The sequence below is a fragment of the Bradyrhizobium sp. STM 3562 genome, assembly GCF_045571435.1.
Lineage (GTDB): Bacteria > Pseudomonadota > Alphaproteobacteria > Rhizobiales > Xanthobacteraceae > Bradyrhizobium.
The window spans coordinates 4,628,241-4,643,919 of sequence record NZ_CP120694.1 but is presented as its reverse complement, the minus strand read 5'-3'; the positions used below and the strand labels follow the sequence as shown (position 1 = coordinate 4,643,919).

General features: G+C 62.9%; 15 protein-coding genes. 9 read left to right on the top strand and 6 right to left on the bottom strand.

Annotated elements, in window-relative coordinates:
- Positions 1-36: 36 nt before the first annotated feature.
- Positions 37-1,296, top strand: a complete 1,260-nt coding sequence (locus tag P6U23_RS21575) for an MFS transporter (RefSeq protein ID WP_407174611.1) — start codon at positions 37-39, stop codon at positions 1,294-1,296.
- Between the two features lie 108 nt (positions 1,297-1,404).
- Here P6U23_RS21575 and P6U23_RS21570 read toward each other — a convergent pair whose 3' ends face one another.
- Positions 1,405-1,875 carry a winged helix-turn-helix transcriptional regulator gene (locus tag P6U23_RS21570; protein ID WP_407174610.1) on the bottom strand — a complete coding sequence of 157 codons (471 nt, stop codon included), beginning with the start codon at positions 1,873-1,875 and terminating at the stop codon, positions 1,405-1,407.
- A 17-nt stretch (positions 1,876-1,892) separates the two neighbouring features.
- Between P6U23_RS21570 and P6U23_RS21565 the strand changes: the two genes are divergently transcribed.
- Positions 1,893-2,861 carry a zinc-binding dehydrogenase gene (locus P6U23_RS21565; RefSeq protein ID WP_407181536.1) on the top strand — a complete coding sequence of 323 codons (969 nt, stop codon included), beginning with the start codon at positions 1,893-1,895 and terminating at the stop codon, positions 2,859-2,861.
- A 962-nt stretch (positions 2,862-3,823) separates the two neighbouring features.
- Here P6U23_RS21565 and P6U23_RS21560 read toward each other — a convergent pair.
- Entirely contained in the window at positions 3,824-4,201 is a 378-nt protein-coding gene (locus P6U23_RS21560; protein ID WP_407174609.1) for a response regulator, read from the bottom strand.
- 280 nt (positions 4,202-4,481) lie between these two features.
- Between P6U23_RS21560 and P6U23_RS21555 the strand changes: the two genes are divergently transcribed.
- Positions 4,482-5,135, top strand: coding sequence for a protein-L-isoaspartate(D-aspartate) O-methyltransferase (locus P6U23_RS21555; protein WP_407174608.1), 654 nt, complete (start codon positions 4,482-4,484; stop codon positions 5,133-5,135).
- Between the two features lie 122 nt (positions 5,136-5,257).
- Positions 5,258-6,625: a peptidoglycan DD-metalloendopeptidase family protein gene (locus P6U23_RS21550; RefSeq protein WP_407174607.1), complete on the top strand. Its 1,368-nt coding sequence runs from the start codon at positions 5,258-5,260 to the stop codon at positions 6,623-6,625.
- Positions 6,626-6,637: 12 nt separating this feature from the next.
- Here the strand turns inward: P6U23_RS21550 and P6U23_RS21545 are convergent, their stop codons facing one another.
- The gene (locus P6U23_RS21545) at positions 6,638-7,618 is read right to left on the bottom strand and encodes an ATP-binding protein (protein ID WP_407174606.1); all 981 of its coding nucleotides are present in this window, start codon (positions 7,616-7,618) and stop codon (positions 6,638-6,640) included.
- Between the two features lie 181 nt (positions 7,619-7,799).
- Here P6U23_RS21545 and yajC point away from each other — a divergent pair, with 181 nt between their 5' ends.
- The 5 genes from yajC to P6U23_RS21520 all read left to right on the top strand — a co-directional run bounded on the left by yajC (position 7,800) and on the right by P6U23_RS21520 (position 12,141).
- Complete coding sequence (yajC, locus tag P6U23_RS21540; protein WP_024507011.1) at positions 7,800-8,153, top strand: preprotein translocase subunit YajC; 354 nt, start codon at positions 7,800-7,802, stop codon at positions 8,151-8,153.
- A 43-nt stretch (positions 8,154-8,196) separates the two neighbouring features.
- Complete coding sequence (gene secD, locus P6U23_RS21535) at positions 8,197-9,795, top strand: protein translocase subunit SecD (protein WP_407174605.1); 1,599 nt, start codon at positions 8,197-8,199, stop codon at positions 9,793-9,795.
- Positions 9,796-9,807: 12 nt separating this feature from the next.
- Positions 9,808-10,833: a protein translocase subunit SecF gene (gene secF, locus P6U23_RS21530; RefSeq protein WP_407174604.1), complete on the top strand. Its 1,026-nt coding sequence runs from the start codon at positions 9,808-9,810 to the stop codon at positions 10,831-10,833.
- Positions 10,834-10,903: 70 nt separating this feature from the next.
- Entirely contained in the window at positions 10,904-11,287 is a 384-nt protein-coding gene (locus P6U23_RS21525; protein WP_407174603.1) for an Mth938-like domain-containing protein, read from the top strand.
- Positions 11,284-12,141, top strand: coding sequence for a phytoene/squalene synthase family protein (locus P6U23_RS21520; RefSeq protein WP_407174602.1), 858 nt, complete (start codon positions 11,284-11,286; stop codon positions 12,139-12,141). The genes P6U23_RS21525 and P6U23_RS21520 overlap by 4 nt, the downstream gene beginning before the upstream one ends.
- Positions 12,142-12,172: 31 nt before the next feature.
- On the opposite strand, the gene P6U23_RS21515 is transcribed toward P6U23_RS21520, so the two are convergent.
- From P6U23_RS21515 to P6U23_RS21505, 3 genes are all read right to left on the bottom strand, one after another.
- A complete protein-coding gene (locus P6U23_RS21515; protein WP_407174601.1) occupies positions 12,173-13,276 on the bottom strand; it encodes a serine/threonine protein kinase in 1,104 nt (367 codons plus the stop codon).
- A 3-nt stretch (positions 13,277-13,279) separates the two neighbouring features.
- The gene (gene trmFO / locus P6U23_RS21510) at positions 13,280-14,713 is read right to left on the bottom strand and encodes a methylenetetrahydrofolate--tRNA-(uracil(54)-C(5))-methyltransferase (FADH(2)-oxidizing) TrmFO (protein WP_407174600.1); all 1,434 of its coding nucleotides are present in this window, start codon (positions 14,711-14,713) and stop codon (positions 13,280-13,282) included.
- A 173-nt stretch (positions 14,714-14,886) separates the two neighbouring features.
- A complete protein-coding gene (locus P6U23_RS21505) occupies positions 14,887-15,039 on the bottom strand; it encodes a DUF1127 domain-containing protein (protein WP_084305112.1) in 153 nt (50 codons plus the stop codon).
- Between the last annotated feature and the right edge of the window lie 640 nt (positions 15,040-15,679).

The following is a 15,679-nucleotide window of genomic DNA, read 5'->3' as shown; positions in this document are numbered from 1 at the left end:
GTAGGTTGCAAATTAAAACTAAGAAGGAATCAGTCGATGCAGATCGAAGGCGGAGCCGGCGCGGCTGTGGGTAGGGCGGTGAAGAACGTCGGCGGCGCGACGCCGGCGTCGACTGAGACGGCCGCATTGTCGCGCGGGGTGGCACTTCTGTTTGCCGTTGCCTGCGGTCTCGCTGTCGCTAACGTCTATTATGCCCAACCCTTGCTCGACACGATGGCCGACGAATTCGCCATGAGCCGCGCAACGGTCGGGCTCGTCATCGGCGTCACCCAGGTCGGCTATGGCCTGGGGCTCCTGCTGCTGGTGCCGCTCGGCGATCTTCTGAACCGGCGACGCCTGATCGTCGGCCAGTCCCTTCTCTCGGTGTTGGCGCTCGTCACCGTCGCCGTGGCGCCGACAAGTACGGTTCTCCTTGCCGGAATGGTGGCGGTCGGCCTGCTCGCTGTCGTCACCCAGACCCTGGTGGCCTATGCGGCGACCCTGGCGCATCCTTGCCAGCGCGGCAGCGCAGTGGGCACCGTCACCAGCGGCATCATCATCGGGATTCTCCTTGCCCGCACCATCTCCGGCACCTTGTCGGACCTGTTCGGCTGGCGATCGGTCTACCTTGCCTCGGCAGGCGCAACGCTGGTGGTGGCGACCGTGCTCGCAAGACTGCTGCCGCGGCAGGACGTGTATGGCGCCTCCATGTCCTACCCGAAGCTGATCGGATCGGTGTTCACGCTGTTCGTCCAGGAACCAGTGTTGCGCATTCGCGCCGTGCTCGCCTTGCTGATCTTTGCGACCATGACCGTCCTGTGGACCCCCATGGTGCTGCCGCTGAGTGCGCCGCCGTTCTCGCTGTCCCACACGCAGGTCGGCTTGTTCGGTCTTGCCGGCGCGATGGGCGCCGTTGGTGCGACCAGCGCCGGCCATCTTGCAGATCGGGGCAGGGCGCAATGGATAACCGGCCTCGCACTCGCGATCATGCTCGTCTCATGGCTGCCGGCTGCGCTCCTGTATCATTCGCTGTGGGGCCTGATCGTCTGCGTCATTGCCATGGATTTCGCCCTGCAATCGGTTCACGTCGCCAATCAGAGCCTCATTCTTCGCACGCGGCCCGAGGCGCGCAGCCGCCTCACCGCCGGCTACATGATCTTCTACTCCATCGGCAGCGCCACCGGCTCGGTCGTCTCGACGCTTATCTATGCTCACGCCGGCTGGATCGGCGTATGCGCATTGGGCGCTGCGATCAGTGTCACCGCCTTGCTGTTCTGGCTTTCCACGCGCCATCTGACACCGGACCTGGCGCGTTGATTGGATTTGCTCACGAGCGGCGGGAGCGGATGGTCTCGCAGGAGCGCGATGGAAATACGTTCGCAGAAAGCCGCAGTCCCATCGATTGGGATCGTGGCGTGTGATCCATTATTTCGACGCAGCAACCACCGTTTCCTGAGTCTTCGCTCCCCACTCCGCCATCGCCATCATCAAAGGGCGAAGCGTCTGTCCCAGGTCTGTCAGGCTGTATTCAGTGTGAGGTGGGATGGTGGAGTATTCGCGCCTCGAGATGAGACCCCAGCCCTCAAGTTCCTTCAGCTCTTTGGAAAGAATCCTGTCGCTGATGGGAGGACATGCCCTGCGCACCTCGGAGAAGCGCAAATTTTCATTCCGAAGCAGCGCCCAGACGATCCTTGCCTTCCATTTTCCTCCTAGGACTCGAGAGGTGAAGGTCACCGGACATTGAGCTTGAGCTTTCATGGAGTAGGGCACTAACAAAAATTTCCGTACTTGCAAATCTATCGTGGCTTGCGCCTTCTGTGATGCGGCTCGGGTGCCGCAATCCCGCGCTTGACCCGAGCGGAAGGTGGACTGCCTTGAAAGCGATTTGCGTGACATCGAGCCGCACGTTGGAGGTGCGCGATATCCGAGCACCGGAGGCACCGCCTCCGGGTCACATCCTGGTCGACATGGATGCCGCGACGATCACCCATGGTGATAAGTTCTTTCTGACGAGGCCGTTGCCAGGGGCGACCCGCTTTGTGCCCGATGGTCACGATGTTTATGGGGCGAATGGATCGGGCAAAGTTGCAGCAGTGGGGGCGGGCGTGCCATCTGAATACCTGGGTAAGCAGGTGGCGATCTATAAGTCCATTAGCAGGAGCCCCGACACAATTGGGCTCTGGTGCGAGAGGGCGCAGGTTTCTTATAGAAGCTGCTTGATCCTGCCTGACGATGTCCGCGCGCGCGACTATTGCGGATCGTTTGCCAATATCCTCACGGTCTACGCGTTTCTCTCCGAGATCCAGGCCAAAGGGCACAAAGGGATCATCGTCACGGCAGGAAACTCGGCAACCGGGTACATCGCGGCCTCTCTCACGCGACGGCGAAATGTGCCCGCTATCTTCCTAGTGCGCTCAGCGTCGGCGCGCGAAGAACTCATTCAGCATGGCGTGGAAAACGTTCTCCTCACGAGGCAAGATGATTTCGAAGCAGAGCTCGGCAAATTGACCACCCAGCTTGGAACGACCGCGGTATTTGACGGCGTCGGCGGTGCTCTTGTCAGCCGTATCTTGCCGATTCTTCCGATGAATTCGACGATTTATATTTACGGCTTCCTGGGTGGCTCCGTGCCGATCACGCTACCCACGATGCTGCTCATGGAGAAGAACCTGACGCTGAGAAGATTTTCCAATCTCGAAAGTGCCACAGTGAGTGATCCGCAGCGCCTCGCCGCCGCAATGAAGGAGATCGAAGGATTGGTCGACGATCCGCTGTTCAAAACGAGGATCGGGAAGGAGTTCAGTTTCCATCAGATCGATGAAGCCATGGCTTATGAGCCGGTCCCGGGGGTCAGGGCGTTGTTGGTCCCACGCTCAGCTTGAATGAATTCGCGCTCGCGGTCGCTGCCGGCCTCGCCCGTCAGCCTCTGGCGATACCCAAGTCCCACCGACCAGACAGAAGCGGTGAGTTGGTTCAGATGTGCGTAGCGGAAAGCTGGGGCACGCCCGCGCGAAGCGTCGACGAGATTCGCCCGACGGGTAGGGATCAGCGCGATTTTTGTGACGGCTAGGACCTTGAGACACATGCAAGGCGCGTGGCGCAAAAAGCCAATTTCGCGAGCCGTTTCAGGCTGATTTGCGCTGTCCAGATCTTGCGCGAGAAATATTGCTCTTTCGTTTTTTCAGAAATTGATGTTTGCTTGCGCCGTCCCGGCCCGAAATCGAGGGACGTATCGCGATCGTCACGGACGTTGGGCTTAGGATGCGGTGGACGTGAAGGCGTCGCAAGACGAACGAGGCTGACACGGACGGCGAAGTCGTGTGGTCCTGGCGCGCCCATGCAGGCGCTAAGTTGGCAACGATGCTGACGCATCGTGGCCTACGACGGTGGCAACAAGCTGGTTCACCGGGGAGAGCCCGAAGTAAGCCGTAAACCACTGCGCAGGGAAGGCCGGACTGCTCCGGCTGAACCTGTCGGTCAACGCGCGCTTTTGCGCAAACTCTTTTCGCGCGGTGGCCATGGGTGCAGCCAGCACCCGGTCTTCCCTGCGCCCTCTGTTTCTCGGAGGGTGATCATGGACAAAACTCGGGCGAGGATCGCGCCGCGAGGATGCGAAGTCGTGGCTGCAGCGTCGCCGTGTCCATCCTTCGAGACGTGCGCTCGAACGCGCTCCTCGGGAGAAGCTATACGCGCGGTGCCAGGTGCGACCCTCATCGCGAGGAGCGCGGCAAGGCCGCGCGTCTCGAACCACGAGGCCCCGCTGCGGCAATGAGACAAGCCTTCGGCTGTTTGAAAATTAAATCCGAAAGTAAGCCGGCACGTACCGAAAAGCCGGCGGACCTAGTCACGCCGGTGCGTTGCGCAGCGCGGTGTCGATCACTTTGCCGAGCGTCTCCAGTTGAAACGGCTTCTGCAGCGCAGGACGGTCGCGATATTCTTCCGGCAGGCCTGAGGAGCCGTAGCCGGTGGCGAAGATGAAGGGGCGGTTGCGGGCCTTGACCAGATCGGCGACGGGAGAAATCACCTTTCCGTTCACGTTTACGTCAAGGATGGCGAGGTCGTAATAGGTCGATTGCGCCAGCCGGATCGCCTCGTTGATTTCGCCGGCCTCGGCCGCAACGGTGTAGCCGAGCTCTTCAAGCATGTCGGCGACCATCATCCTGATCATGACCTCGTCTTCGACGAGGAACACAGAGCCGCGCGGCGGCCGCGTCGCAGTCATGATGTCAGTCCTTGCCCGTTCCCCTTATCGAAAGGTTGGCAAATCTTTGCCAGAGACGCAACGCCAACATTGCCTGAAAGCCCGTCCATCGGCCCATGGCATCGTCGGCCGAACGACCGCATTGATCGCCAACGCATTAAACGTCAAGTTAGCACGGCGGGTTCCTAGGACGGAACAGTGATTCGAGCCGTGGGCTTGCGTGTATCCGCCCATCTCACGTCAACCTTGTCCGGCCGATCTCGTTAGATTTCACGAGAGGTTGCGCAAGAGCGAGAGCCAAATGTCGGCGAAGGCGACCACTCCTCCCGAAAAGATGATGTTCCAGTTGACGCTGCGGCGGCGCGGCATCAGCGATCAGGCGGTGTTGCGCGCCATGGAGGAGGTGCCGCGGGAGACGTTCGTCGAGCAGACCGATCGTGCCGATGCCTATTGCGACACTGCGCTCGGCATTGCCTGCGGGCAGACCATCAGCCAGCCATTCGTGGTCGCCTACATGACCGAGCAGCTCAAGCTGCAGAAGCGTCACCGGGTGCTCGAGATCGGCACAGGCTCGGGCTATCAGGCCGCGGTCCTGTCGCGCCTCGCCGGCCATGTGGTGACCATGGAGCGATTCCGGACGCTCGCTGATGGGGCGCGCCGACGGCTGGAGGATCTCGGCTACCACAACGTCGAGGTCATGCTGGGCGACGGTTTTGCCGTGCCCGAGCAGCTCGGTCAGTTTGACCGCATCATCGTCACGGCGGCCATGGCGCAGATCCCGAATGAACTGATGCAGCGGCTCGAGCCCGAGGGCATCCTGATCGCGCCGGTGGGGCCGCCGCACGGGGTCCAGACGCTGGTTCGCATCGTGAGGACCGAGACCGGCTTCGACCGCAAGGAGCTGGTGGATGTGCGCTTCGTGCCGGCGCTTCCGGGCGTCGCCAAAGAACTCTGAGGCGGCAGCGCCGAGTGCCGGATCGGCTGGCCCGCCAAGATCTTACTCGCAGGGTTAAGCGCTTGTTTACTGGGGATGTTGTTTACTCAAATCGGTATTTTGTTGCGTACGAGTGAGTAACCATGTCCCGTGTTGCCGAGTTGCTTTGCGCACGCCGCGTACCGCACGCTGCGGCGTTGACGCTGATCTCGTTCGCTTTTGCCGGCTGCAGCGCCGACATGTCGACGCGATTGTCCCAGGGCGGTTTTTCCAATCCCTTTGCCTCGCAGCAGGAAGCCACCGGCTCGGTCGCCGCCGCGCCCGCGCCGCCGGTCGAACGGCACGAGCTGCCGCAATATGCCCGGCCGCAAGCCTCTTACGGGTCATCCGCCGGCGCGCCGCCGGTGGTTGCCGCGCCGCAGTCCTATCCAACCGCGAGCGCCGGCGTGTCCGGCGGAGGACGGGGCGTGGCCTCCTATACGCCGCCGCCCCAGCCGAGGCTCGAGGCGACCGGCACCGTGCCGCCACGTTCTGTCGCCGCCGGCCGTCCGCTAGCCCATATCAGGGTGATCGTCGGCACCAGCGACACGCTGGATGTGCTGGCCCATCGCTATCACGTCACACCCGCGGCGATCCTCGCCGCCAATGGCTACAAGGGGCCGCGGACGCTGTCGCCCGGACAGTCGCTCATCATTCCGCAGCCGACCGAGACCGCCGCAGCTAGTCCGGCCGCCGCGCCTGCCCTTGCGCCCATGGCGCCGACGGCCAAACCGGTGGCTGTGGCTGCCGCGCCCGGCATTCATGTGGTCAATTCCGGCGACACCCTGCACAGCATCGCCCGCCGTTACCACGTCTCGGTGGTGGAACTTGCCCGGGCCAATCGTCTCGACACTGGCGCCAAGCTCAAGCTCGGCACGCGGCTGACCGTCCCGGCCAAGGCGGTTGCCGCGGCGCCGGCGGTCGCCGCTCCAGTTGCGGCTGCAGCGCCGCAGCAGGTTGCAGCGCCTGTGGCCGTCCCAAGGCTCGCAGCAGCGGTTCCGCAGCAGACGGCGCGGCTCGCCCAGGCGAGCCCATCGGCCGAGGACGGCGCGCCCGAGAGCCCGGTCAAGGCCAGCGAGGCCACCGGTGCGCTACCGACGTTCCGTTGGCCGGTGCGCGGCAAGGTGATCGCGAGCTACGGCGCCAAGACCAACGGCAAATCCAACGATGGCATCAACCTCGCAGTGCCCGAGGGTACGCCGGTCAAGGCCGCGGAGGACGGCGTCGTCGCTTACGCGGGAAATGAATTGAAGGGGTATGGCAATCTGGTCCTGGTGCGGCATGCCAACGGCTACGTCACCGCATATGCCCATGCGAGTGAGCTGTTGGTCAAACGCGGCGATACGATCAAGCGCGGCCAGGTGATTGCCAAGTCCGGCCAGTCGGGTGAAGTGGCGTCGCCGCAGCTCCACTTCGAGATCCGCAAGGGATCGACGCCGGTCGATCCCCTGCAATTCCTGAACGGGGCGTGAGGCGCCAGCCCCTCATCTCCCGCTGAGCTTGACCCCCAACCGCCCGGCCAATTCCTGAGTGAATTGCCAGGCCACGCGACCCGAGCGCGAGCCGCGGGTGGTCGCCCATTCCAGGGCTTCGTGCTCCAGCTCTTCCTCGGCAAGCTCGATGCCGAAATGCCCGCAATAGCCCTTCACCATGGCGAGATATTCGTCCTGGCTGCAGCGGTGGAAGCCGAGCCACAGTCCGAACCGGTCGGACAGCGAGACCTTCTCTTCGACGGCTTCGCCCGGATTGATCGCAGTCGAGCGCTCGTTCTCGATCATCTCGCGCGCGAGCAGGTGCCTGCGGTTGGAGGTGGCGTAGAGGATCACATTATCCGGCCGGCCCTCGATGCCGCCCTCCAGCACCGCCTTCAGCGACTTGTAGGAGGCGTCGTTGCCGTCGAAGGAGAGGTCGTCGCAGAACACGATGAAGCGGAAATCGGAACTGCGCAGAAGCTCCATCAGCGTCGGCAGGCTCTCGATGTCCTCGCGGTGGATCTCGATCAGCTTCAGCCGGTCGGCGGACTTGCGGTCGAGATTGATGGTGGCATGGGCAGCCTTCACCAGCGAGGATTTGCCCATGCCGCGGGCGCCCCAGAGCAGGGCGTTGTTGGCGGGCAGGCCGTTGGCGAACCGCTCGGTATTCTCGATCAGGATGTCGCGCATCCGGTCGATGCCCTTGAGCAGGGTCATCTCGACGCGGCTGACACGCGGGACCTTGGTCAGCCGTCCGTTCGGGTGCCAGACGAAGGCGTCGGCGTCCGCGAAGGAGTCGGATGAGAGCGCTGCGGGCGCGTTCGCGGAAAGGTGCGCCGCGATAGCTTCGAGCGCGGCGGCGATTCTTGCCGCATTGTCATCTTGGTCTGATGCGGCAGGCGCGCTTGGGCGTTTTGTCGCGGGTTTGGCGGATTTCCGCGGCATCGCCTTGAGCGCGGGTGCGGAGGCAGTTTTTTGGGGCTTTTTTGACATAAGTGAGTTTCCTGACGGCGCAGCCTTTATCGAGCCTTTTCAACGGCCGCAAGCCGCCCCAAATGAGGGGCGGGCGGCGTTGCAATTGGGACTGCGACCGCTATAGTCCGCGCAAATTTCCCGGAGCCGGCGCCGTCTTGAGGCTTTGCCGGCTTGTTGCCGTCCCACAAAGGATTGCCCGATGCTGATTACCCCCGCCTATGCTCAGGCCGCGGCTGGCGGCGACACCAACAGCATGTTGATGTCGCTTCTGCCATTCGCGCTGATCTTCGTGATCATGTATTTCCTGATCCTGCGCCCGCAGCAGAAGAAGGTCCGCGACCATGCCGACCTCGTCAAGAACATCCGCCGTGGCGACACGGTGGTGACGTCTGGCGGGCTGGTGGGCAAGGTGACCAAGGTCGTCGATGACGATCAGATCGAATTCGAAATTTCCGATGGCGTCCGGGTCCGACAAATGCGGCAGATGATCTCCGGCGTGCGGGCGAAGGGCGAGCCGGCCAAGAGCGAGGCCAAGGACGAGGCCGCGAGCTGATCGCGTTTCTCGTCCACATTCTGGTTCTTAAAGAGTCAACTCGATGTTGTATTTCACGCGGTGGAAGGCGCTCGGCATCATCCTGACGGCGCTAATCGTGTGCCTCTGCGCGGTGCCGAATTTTTTCCCTGAAGCGACGGTGAAGAACTGGCCGCTGTGGGCACAGCGCCGTCTCGTGCTTGGCCTCGATCTGCAGGGCGGGTCCTATCTCTTGCTCGAGGTCGATTCCAACTACGTGAAGAAGGACAAGCTCGATCAGATCCGCGACGATGTGCGGCGCACCCTGCGCGAGGCGAGGATCGGCTATACCGGGCTTGCTACGCGCGGCGATGCCGTCGAGGTGCGCGTCAAGGATAGCGATGTTCAGACAGCGCTTGGCAAACTGCGCGACTTGTCGCAGCCCTTGGGCGGGCTGTTGGGCTCGAGCGGCCAGCGCTCAGTCGAGGTCACCGAGGCCGGTGGCGGCCTGATCCGCCTCACGGTGCCGCAGGCAGCGATCAACGAGCGCATCCGCCAGACTATCGAGCAGTCAATCCAGATCGTCGAGCGCCGCGTCAACCAGCTCGGCACGGTCGAGCCGGTGATTCAGCGGCAAGGCACTGACCGCATCCTCGTGCAGGTTCCGGGCCTGCAGGATCCAACCCGGCTGAAGCAATTGCTGGGCAAGACGGCCAAGATGGAATTCCGGATGGTCGACACCAGCGTGTCGCCGGAGCAGGCGCAGCAGGGCCAATTGCCGTCGGATTCCGAGCTCTTGATGAGCGCGTCGTCGCCGAAGGTGCCCTATGTCGTCAAGAAACAGGTGCTGGTCTCCGGCGGCGATCTGACGGACGCACAAACGGCGTTCGATCCGCGCACGGGCGAGCCGGTGGTGAGTTTCAAATTCAACTCGACTGGCTCGCGCAAGTTTGCGCAGGCAACGACCGAGAATGTCGGGCAGCCCTTCGCCATCGTGCTGGACAATGAGGTCATTTCCGCGCCCGTGATCCGCGAGCCGATCACCGGCGGTCAGGGCCAGATTTCCGGCAATTTCACCGTCCAGTCGGCCAACGATCTGGCGATCCTGCTGCGGGCCGGCGCGCTGCCCGCGCCACTTACGGTGATTGAGGAACGCACGGTGGGGCCGGGGCTCGGCCAGGATTCGATCGAGAAGGGCAAGCTCGCCGCCTATGTCGGCGCGATCATGGTCGTGGTGTTCATGCTCCTGACCTATCGGCTGTTCGGTCTGTTCGCCAATATCGCCGTGCTCGTGAACGTTGCGATGATCTTCGGGCTGCTGTCGCTGCTTAATGCGACGCTGACATTGCCGGGCATCGCCGGCATCGTGCTGACCGTCGGTATTGCGGTCGACTCCAACGTGCTGATCTATGAGCGTATCCGCGAGGAGTTGCGCGGCGGCCGCAACGCGATTTCCGCGATCGACGCCGGCTTCAAGCGGGCGCTGGCGACGATTCTGGACTCCAACATCACCACCTTCATCGCCGCCGCGGTGCTGTTTTATATCGGCACCGGACCGGTGCGCGGCTTCGCCGTGACGCTCGGCATCGGCATTCTCACAACGGTTTTCACCGCTTTCACCCTGACCCGACTGATCGTGGCATGGTGGGTGCGCTGGAAGCGGCCACAAACCGTGCCGATCTAGGAAATTGCGGCTGTGACTCACATCGTTCTGATCTCTCTCGGCGTTCTCATTGCCGTGCTGACCGTCGTCAGCGCGTTCGGCCTGCTGCCCTCGCTGCGCATCGTCCCCGACAACACGCATTTCGACTTTACGCGGTTCCGCCGCATCAGTTTCCCGATCTCGGCGATGCTGTCGATCGTGGCGATCACGCTTTTCTTCACCCACGGCCTGAACTTCGGCATCGACTTCAAGGGCGGCACGCTGCTCGAAGTCCGGGCCAAGTCGGGGGTGGCCGACATCGCAGGCATGCGATCGAGTCTGAACGCGCTGGGCCTCGGTGAAGTGCAATTGCAGCAGTTCGGCGGACCGGACGAGGTTCTGATCCGCGTTGCCGAGCAACCCGGCGGCGATGCCGCGCAGCAGGAGGCGGTGAACAAGGTCCGTGGCGCGCTCGGCGATTCGGTCGACTATCGTCGCGTCGAGGTGGTCGGGCCGCGTGTCTCCGGCGAGCTTCTGGCCTACGGCATGATCGGCCTGATGCTCGCGATCATGGCGATCCTGGTCTATCTCTGGTTCCGCTTCGAGTGGCAATTCGCGCTCGGTGCCATGATCGCCAACGTGCATGACATCGTGCTGACCATCGGCTTCATGTCGATCTCGCAGGTCGATTTCGACCTCACCAGCATCGCGGCGCTGCTGACCATTCTCGGCTATTCGCTCAACGATACGGTCGTCATCTATGACCGGATCCGCGAAATGCTGCGGCGCTACAAGAAAATGCCGATGCCCCAGCTCTTGAACGAGTCGATCAACTCGACGCTGTCGCGTTCGATCATCACCCATGTCACGGTGACGCTGGCGCTGCTCGCGCTGCTCCTGTTCGGGGGACAGGCCATTCACAGCTTTACCGCCGTGATGATGTTCGGCGTGGTGCTGGTCGGAACCTACACGTCCATCTTCATCGCGGCGCCGGTCCTGATCTATCTCGGCGTCGGCACCCAGCGGGCCGAGGCGCCGGAGACACCTGCCAAGAAGCCCGACAGGCCGGCAAAGAAATAGCGGCGCATGGACCGAAAATGGCGCTTCAGGACTTGACCCTGAGGCAGGAAGCTCGTTCTTCGGACCGATCATGCCCAACGCATCCGACGCCCCCCATCTTCCGCGCTCGGCGCCTATCGATGCCTATGGCAATGGCGGGTTTGCTTTTGCCGGCATGTCGCATCGCGGCTCGCTTCTGTGTCTGCCCGATGCAGTCTGGGCTTGGGACGTGACCAGGCCCGAGCAGATCGACAAATATTCTCTGGCGCGTGTCTTTGACGCCGCGAACTCGATTGACACCCTCATCGTAGGCACTGGCAATGCGGTCTGGTTGCCGCCCCCGGAGCTGCGCAACGCGCTGCGCAACGTGCGGGTGGTCCTGGACACGATGCAAACGGGACCCGCGATCCGCACTTACAACATCATGATCGGTGAGCGGCGGCGCGTGGCGGCGGCCCTGATTGCGGTCCCATGAGCGCAAACGATGCCAAGGACGACGCGGCGTTCTGCGCCGACCTAGTGCGCAGCCATGACTTTGCCCGCTACGCCGCAACCATCTTTCTGCCCGCGGAGCAGCGCCGTGCGCTGCTCGCACTTTGTGCCTTCAACGTCGAAATCACCCGGGTGCATGACCAGGTCACACAACCTCTGCCTGGAGAAATTCGCCTGCAATGGTGGAGCGACACGCTTGCGGGGCAGGGCCGTGGCGGTGTGGAAGGCAATCCTGTGGCCGCGGAACTGTTGTTGGCTATCCGCAGCTTCAATCTTCCGGTCGACATCCTGTTGCGCCTGATCGAGGAGCATCAGTTCGATCTCTACAACGATCCGATGCCGACGCTGGCAGCGCTGGAGGGCTACCTCAACGATACCTCGTCGGCGCTGTTCGCGCTTGCCGCGCGGTTTGCAGCTCCGCCGCTGCCGGAGATCGATCATCTGGCGCGGCATGCCGGACTTGCCGAGGGCATTGTGCGGGTGATCGCAAGGTTGCCTTACGATGCCTCGCGTCACCAGTCCTTCCTGCCGCAGCAACTGCTGACAGCGCAGGGCAGCGACCTCGAAGAGGTTTTCGCCGGGAAGCAGACGACACGCCTGCGTGCCGCGGTCGACGAACTGCTCGGCGAGGCCCGCCAGCATCTTGGTACCGCGTTCACCTTGCTTGCCGATGTGCCCAACGAAGTGAGGCCGGTTTTCCTGCCGCTCTCCGTCGTCAAGCGCGAACTGGCACGGCTGTCACGGGCGGATCATGATCCCTTCGCGCCGCAGACGCCGTCGCGACTGTCGACGCTCTGGACGCTGTGGCGTGCGTCGCGGTCGAAGACGTTTTCGTAACCCTCGAAGCCGGCCCGCGCTTCCACGTCATTCAGTGCAAGGGCAGCTTCAGATCGCTTGTCTCGAAGTTGAAGCGGTCACGCAGGTTCTTCCGCTGCTCCAGGATATCCTTCAGGAAGGCGCGGTCGGCCTCGCTCGCCATCATCGGCTCGATCAGATCGAGCTGGTTCATCGCGACAAGTTGGAGGATCTCGGTGCGTGGCCGGCCGCTGGCGTCGCGCGGTAGCGCATGCACCACCTGGATGTGCTCAGGTGGCTTGGGCCCCTTCGCGGCGGCGAGTTCCGTGCGCAACTGCGATTCGAGCGCCGCGCGATCGGCCTCGACGAAGGCGTAGAGCCCGACGCCGGAGCGTCGATCGGCGAAGGCGACAATCGCGGTATCGCGCACGGCGGGATTCTTGCGGATCAAGTCGGCCAGGACCGGCGCGTCGTTCACCAGGCGACGGCCGCCGCCCTCACGGTCGGTGAAATTGAAGAGCCCGCGGGTAATGGCGCGATAGACTTTCTTGCCGGTGGCGAGCCAGAGACTGGCGACGAACGATTTGCGCGCGAGGATCTTCCTCTCGCTCGGCGTGAGCGCGTGCGGCGCGTAGCTGCGCTTGTGCTTGAGCAGATGCCGCAAATCCTCGTAAGCTGCGATGCGGAACAGTCGGCTGCGTTTGCGGAAGCAGGCGGCAAGCTGAAAATCGGTGACATAAGCCCGCCCGTCGCGGCCGACCAGCCAGTTCTGCTCCTTGGCCAGATCGTTATGGCAGATGCCGGCGCGATGTAATCGATGCAACGTGACCTTGGCTGAGCGGAAGTATTCGATGTCGCCATAGGGCTTTGCCAAATGCAGCGCGACGCCATCGATGAAGCCGCGGACCAGCGCTCGTCTGCCGGCCCAGAGCAGTTCCGGGCCAACCGCCAGGCCCTTGGCACGCGACAGCGCCTTGCGTTCGCGCGCAAACAAATGGCGCGCCAGCAGGAACGACCACCAGGGCACCTGATCGAGCCGGCGCAGCACCGCGTCGGTCTCGCCGTCGTCAATCCGGAAGCGCCCCCGTTCGACGGTTGAAAATACGTCCCGCTTGAGCAGCACGCCCTCGATCCAGCGCGCCGAGAGCACCGCAGCGTCGTCCTTTGGCAGGCTCATCGTCTATGCTGCCGCCGCAATGTGCAGATTGTCGCTGATCCAGCGGTCGATGTCGGCCAGGGCCCGGGCGCTCAAGGCCTGCTTTTTGGCGACCGTCCTTTCGTTGCCGCGCAGCCGCGTGCCGTCCGCCTTCTTGGTCGGGGATACCGCGAGCGGCGGGAACAGGCCGAAATTGATATTCATCGGCTGGAACGAGCGCGCGCCCGGCTCGATGGTTTCAATATGGCCGCCGGTAATGTGACCGAGCAGGGCGCCCAGCGCCGTCGTTGGTGGGGGTGGCGCCAGAGAGCGCCCGCGGGCGTTCGCTGCTGCGTAGAGCCCGGCGATCAGCCCGATGCTTGCCGATTCCACATAGCCTTCGCATCCGGTCATCTGGCCGGCAAAGCGCAGCCGCGGCTGCGCGCGGAGCCGCAGCTCGCTGTCGAGCAGCTTTGGCGAGTTGAGAAAGGTGTTGCGGTGCAGTCCGCCGAGACGGGCGAACTCAGCCTTCTCAAGCCCCGGGATGGTCCGGAAGATGCGCTGCTGGGCTCCGTATTTCAGTTTGGTCTGGAATCCGACCATGTTGTAGAGCGTGCCGAGCTTGTTGTCCTGGCGTAGCTGCACGACGGCATAGGGCTTGACGGTCGGACTATGCGGATTGGTGAGCCCGACCGGTTTCATGGGCCCGTGCCGCAGTGTCTCGCGGCCGCGGCTCGCCATGACTTCAATGGGCAGGCAGCCGTCGAAATAGGGCGTGTTGGCCTCCCAGTCGTGGAATTCGGTCTTCTCGCCTGCAAGCAGCGCGTCCACGAAGGCGCCGTACTGCTCCTCGGTCATGGGACAATTGATGTAGTCGGCGCCGCTGCCGCCAGGCCCAGCCTTGTCGTAGCGCGATTGAAACCACGCCACGGACATGTCGACCGTATCCTTGTGGACAATGGGCGCGATCGCATCAAAAAAGGCGAGCGCATCCTCATCGGTCAGTTCGCGGATGGCATCGGCAAGGGCTGCCGAGGTCAGGGGACCCGTCGCAACAATGACATTGGCCCAGTCCGATGGCGGCAAGCCGGCGATCTCGCCCCGTTCGATCTGGATCAGCGGATGGGCATGCAGCGCCTTGGTTACGGCCGCGGAAAATCCCTCGCGGTCGACTGCGAGCGCGCCACCCGCGGGCACCTGATTGGCATCGGCCGCGCGCATGATGAGCGAGCCAAGCCTGCGCATCTCGGCATGCAGGAGCCCGACGGCATTGTTGGCGGCATCATCGGAGCGGAACGAATTGGAGCAGACGAGTTCGGCCAAGCCGTCGGTGCGGTGCGCTTCGGTCATGCGCAAGGGGCGCATTTCGTGCAGGATGACGCCGATGCCGCGTTCGGCGACCTGCCAAGCAGCCTCGGAGCCCGCAAGGCCCGCGCCGATGATGTGGACAACGTCAGAAGAAGATTGGGTCCCGCTCATGGGCGGAGGGTTAGCGCGTTTTCAATCCAAACGCATCTGGCGTGTGATCCAGAAAAGTGGATACGCTAAAAATTAGGGTCGCAGGCTGTCCGAGGCCGGTTTCCCGCAAATGACAACGCCCGCGAAGTGCGGGCGTTATCCATCGGTTCGAATTTCGGGGCGTCGGGACGGGATCAGCCGTTGTAATTGCCGGCTGCAACGCGCGGAATGTCCGAGCGGTCCAAGCCAATGTCAGCCAGCTCGCGGTCACTGAGCGCCGACAGTTCGGCAACATTGCGCTGATACTCCCGGAACGCCTGGATCATCCGGATGAGCGAGAGCAACATGGGTAGTCTCCTTGCATGGTGATTCAGCTCTTGGAGGCGAGCCTCATCGTTGAAATGAATATAGAAGAGAGTTCCTTGGATCGGTAGCGCTTATGTTGCGGTGCAGCTAAGCCGAAAATGCATGCCGCCGGTAAGCTTTCGTTAATTTATTGGCGCGGTGCACAAAAGTGATCAAAATTCGGATCAAATCCACAGAATACCTACGTGAAATCATGTGATTACCGCAACTGCGTAATGGCCTCGTCGTCGGACCAGACAGGCACGGTGATATAGCGCCACAAGCTGCGGCGTTGCGCCTCGCGCTGGCGCCAAAGCCCGGCCGTGCATGCGCGATTCGCATACGGAAGCTGTATAAAAAAATGAACATAGAAGCACTCTTTGGGTCGCGTATGGCGGGAGTTTCTTGCTGGGAACCAATGCCGGCGACCTGCGACCCGGAGACGAACGGCAGCACGAGCCCGCTGGCGGGGCTTGCTCGGGGCCCATAGACCAGTCGGGTCGTGGCCTGATCTCGATCGGTTGCGGGGCGACCCGCAGACGCGCATGCACGACCTCCTTACCGGCTCGTGACGCGAAGCAATCGTTGCGTGCATAAGGCTCTGCGGCACACGCCGATCACATTTCCATCGCGCGATTTTCA